This is a genomic window from Brevundimonas sp. AJA228-03, assembly GCF_017795885.1.
Taxonomy (GTDB): Bacteria; Pseudomonadota; Alphaproteobacteria; order Caulobacterales; family Caulobacteraceae; genus Brevundimonas.
Genome location: NZ_CP059297.1, coordinates 2,448,589 through 2,461,014, shown reverse-complemented (window position 1 = coordinate 2,461,014; position 12,426 = coordinate 2,448,589). Strand labels below are relative to the sequence as shown.

The 12,426-nt window shown below is 67.6% G+C and carries 12 protein-coding genes and 1 pseudogene; 5 read left to right on the top strand and 8 right to left on the bottom strand.

Going from position 1 to position 12,426, the window contains the following annotated elements:
• Positions 1–35: 35 nt before the first annotated feature.
• Positions 36–1,814, bottom strand: coding sequence for a patatin-like phospholipase family protein (locus HZ989_RS12350; protein ID WP_245162361.1), 1,779 nt, complete (start codon positions 1,812–1,814; stop codon positions 36–38).
• Between the two features lie 29 nt (positions 1,815–1,843).
• Positions 1,844–3,325: a serine hydrolase gene (locus HZ989_RS12345; RefSeq protein ID WP_209321112.1), complete on the bottom strand. Its 1,482-nt coding sequence runs from the start codon at positions 3,323–3,325 to the stop codon at positions 1,844–1,846.
• A gap of 294 nt (positions 3,326–3,619) precedes the next feature.
• Between HZ989_RS12345 and HZ989_RS12340 the strand changes: the two genes are divergently transcribed.
• From HZ989_RS12340 to clpA, 3 genes are all read left to right on the top strand, one after another.
• Positions 3,620–4,090, top strand: coding sequence for a phasin family protein (locus tag HZ989_RS12340; protein ID WP_209321111.1), 471 nt, complete (start codon positions 3,620–3,622; stop codon positions 4,088–4,090).
• 201 nt (positions 4,091–4,291) lie between these two features.
• A complete protein-coding gene (clpS, locus tag HZ989_RS12335) occupies positions 4,292–4,624 on the top strand; it encodes an ATP-dependent Clp protease adapter ClpS (protein WP_209321110.1) in 333 nt (110 codons plus the stop codon).
• A 12-nt stretch (positions 4,625–4,636) separates the two neighbouring features.
• Positions 4,637–6,952 (top strand): ATP-dependent Clp protease ATP-binding subunit ClpA, encoded by a 2,316-nt coding sequence (clpA, locus tag HZ989_RS12330; RefSeq protein WP_209321109.1) that lies wholly within the window; start codon positions 4,637–4,639, stop codon positions 6,950–6,952.
• Positions 6,953–7,138: 186 nt separating this feature from the next.
• Here clpA and HZ989_RS12325 read toward each other — a convergent pair whose 3' ends face one another.
• On the bottom strand, positions 7,139–7,447 hold the full coding sequence (locus HZ989_RS12325) for a CsbD family protein (protein WP_209321108.1): 309 nt from the start codon (positions 7,445–7,447) through the stop codon (positions 7,139–7,141).
• A gap of 131 nt (positions 7,448–7,578) precedes the next feature.
• On the opposite strand from HZ989_RS12325, the gene HZ989_RS12320 reads away from it, so the two are divergent.
• Positions 7,579–8,253: a hypothetical protein gene (locus tag HZ989_RS12320; protein ID WP_209321107.1), complete on the top strand. Its 675-nt coding sequence runs from the start codon at positions 7,579–7,581 to the stop codon at positions 8,251–8,253.
• 40 nt (positions 8,254–8,293) lie between these two features.
• Positions 8,294–8,656: a phage holin family protein gene (locus HZ989_RS12315; protein ID WP_209321106.1), complete on the top strand. Its 363-nt coding sequence runs from the start codon at positions 8,294–8,296 to the stop codon at positions 8,654–8,656.
• On the opposite strand, the gene HZ989_RS12310 is transcribed toward HZ989_RS12315, so the two are convergent.
• From HZ989_RS12310 to HZ989_RS12290, 5 genes and pseudogenes are all read right to left on the bottom strand, one after another.
• On the bottom strand, positions 8,653–9,609 hold the full coding sequence (locus HZ989_RS12310; protein WP_209321105.1) for an IS481 family transposase: 957 nt from the start codon (positions 9,607–9,609) through the stop codon (positions 8,653–8,655). The genes HZ989_RS12315 and HZ989_RS12310 overlap by 4 nt on opposite strands.
• A gap of 158 nt (positions 9,610–9,767) precedes the next feature.
• Positions 9,768–10,249: pseudogene (locus HZ989_RS12305) on the bottom strand (VOC family protein).
• Positions 10,250–10,317: 68 nt separating this feature from the next.
• Complete coding sequence (locus tag HZ989_RS12300; protein ID WP_209321104.1) at positions 10,318–11,073, bottom strand: pseudouridine synthase; 756 nt, start codon at positions 11,071–11,073, stop codon at positions 10,318–10,320.
• Positions 11,074–11,075: 2 nt separating this feature from the next.
• Positions 11,076–11,606, bottom strand: a complete 531-nt coding sequence (locus tag HZ989_RS12295) for a heme-binding protein (protein ID WP_209321103.1) — start codon at positions 11,604–11,606, stop codon at positions 11,076–11,078.
• A 15-nt stretch (positions 11,607–11,621) separates the two neighbouring features.
• Positions 11,622–12,263 (bottom strand): DUF938 domain-containing protein, encoded by a 642-nt coding sequence (locus HZ989_RS12290; RefSeq protein WP_209321102.1) that lies wholly within the window; start codon positions 12,261–12,263, stop codon positions 11,622–11,624.
• Between the last annotated feature and the right edge of the window lie 163 nt (positions 12,264–12,426).

The following is a 12,426-nucleotide window of genomic DNA, read 5'->3' as shown; positions in this document are numbered from 1 at the left end:
ACCGAGGCCGCGCGTCCGCCTCAGCCGATCAGGCTCTAGGCTGGCGTCGGGGGAACGGTGGGCCCTTCCGCGTCGTGGGCCGGAGGAACCATCGCCGCCGGCGGGCGCTTGCGGACCGTTGCGATCGGGCCATCCAGGTCGGCAAGGGCGGCCACGGCCGCTGCATGGCCGGACGCGACCACGGGATCGTACATCTTCCAGTCACGGATGTCGGACCCCTCAGGCTCCGGCAGGATCAGAAGATCGGTCTCCGCGCGCGACGTGGCCATTTCGGCATCGGTGGTGATGGTCGCCGACCGCATCAGGATGGAGACGATCGGCGGGCCCTTCTTCCACGCGCCCGACGCGATCCAGCGCCACCAGGACGGGGGATTCTCCAGCGCACCCGGATCGACGCCGCGCATCTGTGACATGTCCACGCCGATAATCGGACCGGCGTTGAACTGCCGCATCACCTCGGTGGGGAAGTTCTTGATCACGGCGCCGTCCACCAGCACCTGACCGTCGATGACCACGGGCGGCATGACGCCGGGGATGGAGATCGACGCCCGCATGGCACGGCGCAAGAGGCCGCGACGGTGCACCTCGATCCGGCCCGAGGTCAGGTTTGACGAAACCGCGAAGAAGGGCAGGGGCATGTCGGCGATGTCGATGTCGCCATAGGCCTCTTCCAGCAGCCGGGCGACCTTGCCCGCCCGGGTCATGGCGATCATCGGAAACGCCAGATCGGACAGGGGATCGGACCGGACGAAGGCGCGGCGGATGCGGGCGTCAAGCTCGTCGTCCGACCAGTTCAGGGCCGGGCCCGCGGCGATCACCGCCCCCATGGACGACCCGCCCAGGAAGTCGAAGGTCACGCCCGCTTCTCGCAGGGCCCGGACGGCACCGATGTGGGCATAGGCGCGCGCGCCACCCCCGGACAGGACCAGGCCGGTCGCAGTGCCGGTGACGATGCGGGCGAGCCGGGCGGCGTCGCCGGGGTCCGCTTCCATGGCATGGAACCAGCGGCCGGGGTTGATGGCGTTCAGCCAGACCGAGGTGTTGGCGGGTCGGGACATGCGGGGGTCGCGCAGCAGGATCAGGTCGGTGAACTGCTGAAGGCCGTGCGCCGTGCGGCTGGGAACGGACTTGGGCGGCGCGGTCAGGGCATCGCCGACGACGAACAGCCGGTCGACCTGGCGGGCGCACAGATTGGCCCATGCCGGTTCGTCCAGCTCGGCGACATAGAGGACGACGTCGTGCGTGTCCTCCATGCGCGAGAACCATTCCGACGCCGAGGACAGGGCCGAATGGTCGATGACCTGACAGGTGAAGCCCAGGGCCTCGACCGCCGCCGCCAGGCGCTCGACAAAGGCACGGATGGGCCGGTTGCGGACCGAGATGAAGCCGAAGACGCTGGGCTCGGTGACCCCGGGTGCGCGCTCGCGGGCGCGGTGCAGCATCAGGCGCGACAGCTCGAGCATGACCTCGGGCCGTGTGCGTACGGCCTCGAAGAAGGTCTCGGCCGGCAGGGCCAGGATTTCGGAATCGCGCAGGGCCACGACGCTGGACGTGTGGGGTGTCCCGGCGATCAGGGCCATCTCGCCCACCGGTTCCCCCGGCTTGATGACCCCCAGGAACCGGGGGGGCTGATCCTCTTCCTGCCGGAATACGCCGAGGCGACCGGACTGGACGAGGTAGAGGCTGTCGGGAGCGTCGCCCGCCGAGAACAGCAACTCGCCCCCGGTCAGGGCGAACCAGCTGGCCTTTGTGTTCTGGTCCTGAAATACGCGCGCGAGGGCGGCTTCCAGACTGTCGGGCCGTGGGTGTCGCATGTGGGGGTGTCGTCCGGTCTGTATCGGGGTTACGCCCCCGGGCGCACCACCATGCAGGTGACGTTGCGGGCGGCCAGGGCCTCGCAGGCGCTTTCGGCCGACGCCTGGGTCATGCCGACGAAGCGCGAGCGGTGCCAGCCGGCGGCGTCGACGACGGAGCGCTCTGCCGAGGCGAACTGGGTGCGGAAGCGGCGGTTGACCTCGGTCAGCCAGTTGCGGGCCACGGTGGCGTCGCGGAAGGCTCCGACCTGGACGGCCCACCGGCCGGCGGGCGTCGTGGGCGCGTTCGGGCGTGGCGGATTGGCGACGGCCGGCCCGGCCCGGCCCTGGGATCCCGTCGCGGAGGGGGTGACGCCGCTGTTCAGGCTGGCCGTCAGGTTGCCGCGTGGCGGAGAGGTCTGGGCTCGCTGGACCGGGGCCGGCTGGGTCGGCCCGGTCTGCCGGGGCTCGGGCGTCCGGGTCATTGCCGTCTGGTAGGGCACGACACCGGGGCCATTGCCCGGGGGGGGCGTCGGGGTCGACGACGCACTGCCCTGTTCCGTCAGGGCCGGCTGGCCATTCAGGGCGGCATAGGTGACGGGCGCACCGCCGTCGGGTTGGCCGATGCCGAAGCCGCGCTGCTCGAAGAAGGTCTGGGCCACCTGGATCCGCTCGCCGGCGGCGCGACGGGTCTCGACCTCGAAGCCGGTGTCCATCAGGGCAGCGACGTGGGCATTGCGGGTGATGCTGGAGCGGCCACCCAGAACGATGGTGATGACCCGCTTGCCGCCACGCACGGCCGAGGCCGCCAGGTTGTAGCCGGACGCGTTGGTGAAGCCGGTCTTGATGCCGTCATAGCCGTTGCCGCCCAGCAGCAGGCCGTTGGTGTTGCGATATTCGCGGCCCTGATAGGTCCAGTCGTGGATGCCGAAATAGCTGTAGTACTGGGGATAGTCGCGCATGATGGCGCGGGCCAGGATGGCCAGGTCGCGTGCCGAGGTCAGCTGACGGCTGTCGGGCAGGCCGTTCGGGTTGATGTAGCGGGTCTGGCCCATGCCGAGCTCTTCGGCCTTCAGCGTGGCCATGGCGGCGAAGCGCGCCTGGGAGCCGCCGACGTGCTCGGCCAGCACCATGGCCATGTCGTTGGCAGACCGGACGGTCGTGGCGCGCATGGCGTCGTCCAGCCGGATGGTCTGGCCTGCGGCAAGCCCGAGTTTCGACGGCGGCTGCGAGGCGGCGAGGGGTGAGACGGTGACGACGTCGTCCAGATGGACATTGCCTTTCTCCAGGGCCTCGAACACCAGATACATGGTCATCATCTTGGTGACGGACGCCGGATAGCGCGGGCTGTCGGCGTGGCGGGCAAACAGGACCTCGCCCGTGCCGGCATCGACGACGATGGCGGCATACCGGCTGTTCTCGCCCGATTGCGCCTCGACCCGCGTCGTCAGCGGACCCGACAGGCCGACCAGCACCAGCAGGGCCAGGCCCAGGGCCAGAAGGCGGCGCGGGAAGCCCGGACGGTCACGCATCATCGCCAATCGAAGCCTCATCCTTTGTGGCGCGGCGGCGGCCCCCCGGCGCGTCGCAAGTGGCCTTTAACATGGAAGCCGCAGGTTTCAGGGTGGTTAAGCAGAGATCAACGCAGATTTGAACGGGCTAATCCTGACAGGCGAGCGCGGCTCATTCACGAAAATGTTGCGCTGCACAATACGTCTTGACGCGACTTCGCACTTGCACCATATGGGCCGCATCGGACCAGAATCGCCTGGGTCGACAAACATTCCGCGGACCAAACCGCGATCATCCGTTTCAGGAGACTTCACATGGCTGACAGCGCCGAAACCATCAAGAAGACCGTCGAAACCGCCACCACGACCGCCAAGGCCCAGGCCGAGAAGATCCAGGCCACGGGCACGCAAGCCCTGCGCGAGACGCTGGACAAGACCTCGGCCTCGATCGCCGAGCTGTCGGCCCACTCGAAGCAGAACCTGGAAGCCCTGACCGCCTCGGCCACGGCCGCCCAGAAGGGCGTCGAGGCCCTGTCCTCCCAGGCCCTGTCCTATAGCAAGTCCAGCTGGGAAAACGGCGTCGCCGCTGCCCAGACGATCGCCAAGGCCCGTTCGGTGCAGGAGCTGATCGAGCTGCAGACCAACTACGCCAAGTCGGCCATGGAAACCTATCTCTCGGAAGTCACCAAGATGACCGAGACCCTGACCGGATCGGTCAAGGAGAGCTTCAAGCCGATCAACGAGCGCGTCACCGCGACCGTCGAGACCTTCCAGGCCGCCCGCTAAGGGCATTCCTGAACGCCGCAGTCAGAAGGCTCAGCCTTTTCGCTGCGACGCGGCCCGGGCCGGTTTTAGCGTAACGAGAGGGCCCCGGCGGAAACGCCGGGGCCCTTTTCGCATGCGTCACATCAACCTGTGACTGGACGTCCCTTCAAATCAGGCCATCATTGCCTATCTGAACTCTCGAACTCCCCAACCGGAACTTAGATGCCGACAAGAAGGCCAGGTGAACAGAACGGGGGCGGCCAGGGTGCCGCCACCATCACCGAGACAAAGCCCAAGCTTCAGAAGCCCTCGCTGTATCGGGTGCTGATCCTGAACGACGACTACACGCCGATGGAATTCGTCGTCTATGTGCTGGAGCGGTTCTTCCAGAAGAGCCGCGAGGACGCGACCCGCATCATGCTGCATGTGCACCAGCACGGCGTCGGAGTCTGCGGCGTCTTCACCTATGAGGTGGCCGAAACCAAGGTCGCCCAGGTGGTCGAGACGGCGCGCCGTCACCAGCACCCGCTACGGTGCACTATGGAAAAAGACTGAGAGGATCCTCCCATGCCCTCGTTTTCGCGTCCTCTCGAAGAGACCCTGCATCGCGCGGTCTCCTATGCCAACGAACGCCGCCACGAGTATGCGACGCTCGAACACCTGCTGCTGGCCCTGGTCGATGACGCCGACGCCGGCGCCGTGATGAAGGCCTGCAACGTGGATCTGTCCGCGCTGAAGACGGCGCTGACCCTGTATGTCGACACGGACCTGGCCGCGCTGGCCACCTCCGACGGCGAGGACGCCAAGCCGACCGCCGGTTTCCAGCGCGTGATCCAGCGTGCGGTGATCCACGTCCAGTCCTCCGGCCGGGAGGAGGTGTCCGGGGCCAATGTGCTGGTCGCCATCTTCAGCGAGCGCGAGAGCCACGCCGCCTACTTCCTGCAGGAGCAGGACATGACCCGCTATGACGCGGTCAACTTCATCGCTCACGGCATCCCCAAGAAGGCCGGTGGCGGCGAACCGCGTCCGCCCAAGGTGGCTGGCGGCCAGTCGCCCGAGGAGGCCGAGGATGCCGCCGCCGTCAAACAGGGCGGGGAGGCGCTGGAAGCCTATTGCGTCGACCTCAACGAGAAGTCGCGCAACGGCAAGATCGACCCCCTGATCGGCCGCCAGGCCGAGGTGGATCGCTCGATCCAGATTCTGTGCCGCCGGACCAAGAACAACCCGCTGCTGGTCGGCGAGCCCGGCGTCGGCAAGACCGCCATCGCCGAAGGCCTGGCCCGGAAGATCGTCAACCACGAGGTCCCGGCCGTGCTGGAAGGCGCGACCATCTACAGCCTCGACATGGGGGCGCTGCTGGCCGGGACCCGCTATCGCGGCGACTTCGAGGAGCGGCTGAAGCAGGTCGTCAAGGAGCTGGAGAACCACGAGAACGCCATCCTGTTCATCGACGAGATCCACACGGTGATCGGCGCGGGTGCGACATCGGGCGGGGCGATGGATGCGTCCAACCTGCTGAAGCCCGCCCTGGCGTCCGGCACCCTGCGCTGCATGGGCTCGACGACCTACAAGGAGTACCGTCAGCATTTCGAGAAGGACCGGGCCCTGGTCCGGCGCTTCCAGAAGATCGACGTCAACGAGCCGACGGTCGAGGACACGGTGAAGATCCTCAAAGGTCTGAAGACCGCCTACGAGGGCCACCACAAGCTGCGCTATACCGACGCGGCGATCCGTTCGGCCGTCGAGCTGTCGGCGCGGTACATGACCGACCGCAAACTGCCGGACAAGGCAATCGACGTGATCGACGAGGCGGGGGCGTCGCAGATGCTGCTGCCCGAATCGAAGCGCAAGAAGGTCATCGGCCAGAAGGAGGTCGAGGCCGTCATCGCCAAGATGGCGCGCATTCCGCCGAAGTCGGTGTCCAAGACCGACACCGAGGGGCTGCGTGAACTTCAGACTGACCTGAACCGGGCCGTCTTCGGCCAGGACGCGGCGATCGAACAGGTGGCCTCGGCCATGAAGCTGGCCCGGGCGGGCCTGCGCGATCCGCAGAAGCCGATCGGGTCCTTCCTGTTCGCGGGCCCGACCGGTGTGGGCAAGACCGAGGTGGCCAAGCAGCTGGCATCGACCCTCGGCATCGAGATGCTGCGCTTCGACATGTCGGAGTATATGGAGCGCCACACCGTCAGCCGTCTGATCGGGGCCCCTCCGGGCTATGTCGGGCATGACCAGGGCGGGCTGCTGACCGACGCCGTCGACCAGCATCCGCACGCCGTGGTCCTGCTGGACGAGATCGAGAAGGCCCACCCGGACGTCTACAACATCCTGCTCCAGGTCATGGACAACGGGATGCTGACCGACGCCATCGGCAAGAAGGTCGACTTCCGCAACGTCGTGCTGATCATGACCACGAACGCGGGTGCGGCCGACAACGCCCGGGCCTCCATCGGCTTCGGCCGTGGCAAGGTCGAGGGCGAGGACGAAAAGGCCATCCAGCGCCTGTTCGCGCCCGAGTTCCGCAACCGTCTGGATGCCGTGGTGTCGTTCAAGCCCCTCGCGGCCGAGACGATCCGCCAGGTGGTGACCAAGTTCGTGCTGCAGCTGGAAGCCCAGCTGGCGGACCGCAACATCACCATCGAACTGACCGACGACGCGGCCGACTGGCTGGCCAAGAACGGCTTCGACGAACTGTATGGCGCGCGCCCGCTGGGCCGGGTCATCCAGGAAAACATCAAGAAGCCGCTGGCCGACGACATCCTGTTCGGACGTCTGACGCGCGGTGGCCACGTCAAGGTCGCCTTGGTCGACGGCAAGATCGCCTTCGACATCACCCCCACCGCCGGCGCACCGGTCAAGGAAACGGTGGACGGGGAGGCGGTTTAATCCTCCCCCGTCGGGGGAGGGGGACCACGAAGTGGTGGAGGGGGCCGGCCGCAGACATCGTGTTTGGGTCAGGCCCCCTCCGTCACTCCGCTTCGCTCCGTGCCACCTCCCCCGACGGGGGAGGATCAGGACAACAAAAAGGCCCGGGAGCGATCCCGGGCCTTTCGTCTGTCTGGACGCTGCTCCCTAGTAGCGGCGACGGCCCGAGCCGGCGAGGAGGAAGGCCAGGCCGGCGATGATGCCCGTGGTCAGCAGCGGCTTGCGACGCGCGAAATCCAGGCCCGTGTTGATCGGGTCGCGCAGGTCGGCCGGGGCGCGTTCGGACAGGGTTTCCAGCTTGTCGATGGCTCGACCATAGGCGTCGAGCGCCTTGCCCTTCACTTCCTCGAACCTGCCCTCGACCTGCAGCCTGGTATCGCCGGTCAGGTTGCCGATGCCGCTCTTGATCTTGCCACTGATGCCGTTGGCAGCACCTTCGATGCGTTGTTCGGTCATGATGAAAGTCCTTCTGATCTGAAGCGCCGGGGAGGCTGTCGTGATAGCGCACGCGAACGGCTACGGTTCCGCCGACGGCGATGTCACGGGCCGGAGATAGACACGATCGGGTGATCGGCAAGAGTGGCTCCATGATCCGATTCCCGAACCTGATCCTGACCCTCCTGATGGCGCTGATCGCGTGGGCACCCGCCGTGGCCCAGACCGCCTGGCCCGACTCGGCACCCGAGGCCTTCGTCATGGCGCACGTCGATATCGAGACGACCGGCCTCGACCCCGCCTTCCACGAGATGACGGACATCGGCATGGTCTATACTGACGTCGATGGCCGCGAACTGGGACGCCTTTATGTGCGGATCATGCCGCCGCACCCCGAACGGATCGACCCGGGCGCGAAGGCCGTCAATGGCTTCGATGTCGACTATTGGCGGGCCAACGGCGCGGTCGACGAAGCAGAGGCGACGGCCCGCATCCTGGCCTTTCACCGCCGGGTCGCGGCCGGGCGGACGGTAATGTTCACCGCCTACAATGCCTGGTTCGACCAGGGCTTCCTCAGCTCAATGCTGGCCCGGAACGGGGCCGCCTGGCGCGATCTGTTCCACTATCATGTGCTGGATATCCCCTCCATGGCCTGGGGCCAGGGGCTTCTGCAGACACGCGGCTCGGGCGTCGCGGAGGCCGTGGGCGTGCCGGACGAGACCCGAGTCCCGATCGAGCATACCGGCATCACCGGGGCCGACTTCAACGTGTCCGTCTATCGGGCCCTGCTGGCGCGCCGCGCGGACGGAGGACTGGACCGCCCGTGACAAACCGGCGCACGATGGGTCGGAGCAGGCGGAGTCGTCCATGCTGAGATTCATCCTCCAGGCCGTGGTGACGGCCCTCGGTCTGTGGCTGGCGGCCTATGTCGTGCCGGGGGTTGATTTCAGCTCGACCGGATCGCTGATTGCCGCCGCGTTGCTGCTGGGGATCGTCAATGCGATCGTGCGACCGATCCTGGTCTTCATCACCTTTCCGCTGACCGTGGTGACGTTCGGTCTGTTCCTGCTGGTCGTGAACGCCGCGACGATCGGACTGGTCGCGTCCTTCCTTGGCGGGTTCAGCGTCGACGGGCTGTGGGCCGGGGTCGGGGCCGCGATCATCACCGGTCTGGTCAGCCTGATCGCGGGCTCGTCGATCCAGGAAGATCGGCCGCGCGCGAGGCGCTAGATGTGGAGCCTCAACAGGTTGTCCCCAGTGAGGGCGAGTCTGCTGATGGGTGTTTGTCGTTTGATGCCGCCGTGTGGTCGATGCCAGTTGTATCGGTGTAGCCAGAACGGAAGCTCGGCGGCGCGTCGATCCGAGCTCTGGTATTTCTGTGCGTAAGCCCATTCGCGCAGGGCGGTCTGGATGAAGCGCTCGGCCTTGCCGTTGGTCTTTGGCGTGTAGGGTTTTGTGCGGATGTGCCTGAGGCCCAGCGCCTTGCAGGCGTCGCGGAAGGCGAAGGCTTTGTAGCATGAGCCGTTGTCGGTCATGACCCGGGTCACGGTGACGCCGAGTCCGGCGTAGTACTCGATAGCCGCCTTCAGGAAGGGGACGGCGCTCGAGGCCTTCTCGTCGGGCCGTATCTGGCTGAAGGCGATGCGTGAGGCGTCGTCGATGCAGACGTGGACGAACTCCCAGCCGACGCCGCGCCCGTTGGACTGTCTGGTTCGATCGCCGGTGACGCGGTGGCCGGGCTGGTCGAAGCGGCCCAGTTTCTTGATGTCGATGTGGATCATGTCGCCGGGAAGGTCGCGCTCGTAGCGGCGAACCGGCTCAGGCGGTTCCAGGTCGCGGATGCGGCTGAGGCGGACGCGGCGCAGGATCCGGCTGACCGTGGCCGGCGACACCTTGGCGTCGCGGGCGATCTGCTGGCCCGTGAAGCGCTGCCGGCGCAGGGCGATAATCTGCTCCTGGACCCCTGTCGGAGTCGGGGCCCGCAGCCGGTGCGGACGCGACGAACGATCCCTCAGACCCGCCGTGCCCTCGGTTCTGAACCGGTTTACCCACTTGCCGACGGTCTTGGGATCGACGCCGAAGGCCGCCGCCACGACCTTGCGCGGCTGGCCCTGATCCACCACCCGCCGCACCAGATCGGCTCGACTATGCGCCGTCAGCCGGGCATTCTCATGCACGTTCATTCGGTCCTCCGAGGAAGTCTCTGAAGTCTGCAACTCCAGCTTCCCCGGCCTGGACCGGATGGACAACCTATTGAGAGCTCACAGCTAGAGCCGCGGGAAGGGGCTCATGTCCGTAACGCCCCGGCCGCAGATGGAGACCTCTCCCGCATGGGCCTCTTTCAGGCCCGCGCCGCGGCGCGAAGCGCGTCCACGTCCAGCCGTTTCGTCTCCATCATGGCCGCAAAGGCACGCGCCGCGACCGCCGGGTTTGGGTCGCTCATCAGCGCGGTGAAACCGGCCGGGATGATCTGCCAGCTGAGGCCGTAGCGATCCTTGACCCAGCCACACTGTTCGGCCTCGGGCACTGCGGACAGGGCGTCATACAGGCGGTCAGTCTCGGCCTGATCCGCCGTTTCGATCTGAAGCGAGATGGCCTCGGTGAAGGTGAAATAGGGGCCGCCGTTCAGGGCGGTATAGGGGCACCGGCCATGATGAACTCGACCATCAGGACGCTGTCCTTGCGGCCTCCCGGATAGTCGGCGGGCGCGCGCACGACCTTTTCGATGCGGCTGTCGGGGAGGACGGAGACGTAGAAATTCGCGGCCTCCTCGGCCTGGGTGTCGAACCACAGGCAGGGGACGATCTTCCGGTCGGCGGGCATGGGCGGGGTCCTCTCCTTGCGCTTCGACCACGATAGTTAACTCATCGGTTAAATGCAAGCGGAGCGGTTCAGGCCAGCAGGGCGATGCGTTCTTCGGGGGTCAGGAGGCGCCATCGACCTTCGTCCAGCCCGTCCAGACGGATGGGGCCGATGCGGACACGCAGCAGATCGGTGACCTCCAGATCCGCATGGTCGCACATGCGCCGGATCTGGCGGTTGCGACCCTCGGTCAGGACGAAGCGCAGGCGCTGCTGTTCCATCCGGCTGACCCTGGCGTATTTCAGCTGGCGGCCGTCCAGCATGATGCCGTGGCGCAGCAGGGCCAGCTTCTTCTCCGTCACATCCCCGGCGACGCGGACAAGGTATTCCTTGTCGAGTCTGGACTCCGGCCCGATCACCGCCTTGGCCACGACACCGTCCGAAGACAGCATCAGCAGGCCGCGCGAATCCTCGTCCAGGCGACCAATGGGGGGCAGGGAGGCGTCCGCGGTCGGCGCGGTGCCGGGGCCGATCAGGTTGGCGGCCGTCAGCAGGCGGACAGCGGGGATCTTGTCCGGCTCGGGCTGGCCGGAGACATAGCCGACCGGCTTGTTCATCACGACCGTGATCCCGGCGGCGAGGGCGGTTTCGGCGCGATCGGACAGGGTCAGGGTCTGGCCCGGCTCGATCTTGCGGCCGGCATCGGTGACGACCTCTCCGTCGATCGAGACCAGGCCGTCGGCGATCAGGGCGTCGGCCTCGCGCCGCGAGCAGACGCCGGTCTGGCCCAGCCATTTGTTGATGCGGCTGGGCTCCGGACCGTCATAGAGGCGGGAGAAGGCCAAGCTCAGTCTGCGGCCAGGGCGGCCGTGGCGACCTCGGCATCCTGGGCGGCCGTGGCGCCCGACACGCCGATGGCCCCGACGATGCGACCGTCGACGACGATGGGGATGCCGCCTGCGATGGGCAGGGCGTCGTCGTTGGCGAGGCTGACGATCCGGCCCGCCAGGGTGCGCTCCTCCATCACCGAGGTGGCCAGTCGATAGCGGGCGGCGGTGCGGGCCTTTCGCTGGGCCACGAGGATGGAGCCGTACTGGGTGTCGTCCATGCGGGCGAAGGCGACCAGTTCGCCGCTCGGTTCCACGATGGCCACGGCCATGCGGAAATTGCCCCGCGCGGCGGCGGCGACCGCGCGGTCGATCAGGGCCTGGGCGGCGTCCAGCGAGATCGGGGCGCCATAGGGCGGCGAGGGGGCGGGAGGCGTTGCCGGTGCGGTCTGGGCCGGTGCGGTCTGAACCGGCGCGGTCCGGGCCGAGGCAGCGGGTGCCGTGGCCGCGAGGGCCAGGCCGAGGGCGAGCAGGGAGGCGAGGGTCTTCATGGCAGGCTCCAGGGGTCAGCCGACGCGGCGAAACAGCAGCATCAGATTGTTGGCGGGCATTTCGGTGCGGCGGGTCAGGTGCAGGCCGTGGGATCTGGCGAGGGCCACGACGGCCTCGACGTCGCGCAGGCCCCATGCTGGGTCGCGGGACTTCAGGCTGGCGTCGAAGGCCTCGTTGGACGGGGCCAGCGGGACGTCGGCCTCGCGGAAGGGGCCGTACAGGACCAGCAGCCCGCCGGGATCGGGCAGGACGCGGGCGGCTCCCGCCATCAGGCCTTCGGTCGCCGACCACGGGCTGATGTGGACCATATTGATGCAGACGATGGCCTGGACATCGACCGGAGGCCAGGTGTCGGGACGGCCGGCGTCGAGATCGAGCACCGGGTTCAGATTGGACAGAGCCGCCTCGGCAGCCCAGGCGGCGATGCTGGCGCGTGCCTCGGGCGACGGATCGCTGGGCGTCCAGGTGGTCAGGGGCAGGGCCCGGGCGAAAGCGACGGCGTGCTCGCCAGAGCCGGAGGCGATCTCCAGCACCCGACCCCGGGCGGGCAGATGGGCCTTCAGCACCGCCAGGATCGGGTCGGTGTTCCGGGCCACGGCGGGAGAGGCCATGGCCACGGCGGGAGCGGCCGGTGTGATGGGATCGAGCGTCTGCACAGCGTTGCAGATACAGGGGCTTTGCCGGTCGCGCGACCGGATTCGACCCTCCCGGTACCGGGCGCGGGCGTGATCGGGGTGAAATCCTGCAGCGGTTGACGCCGCGGCATCCCGGGTGGCATTGCGCCTGTAACAGGTCGTGAGGCGCTGTTACAAAAGAGGC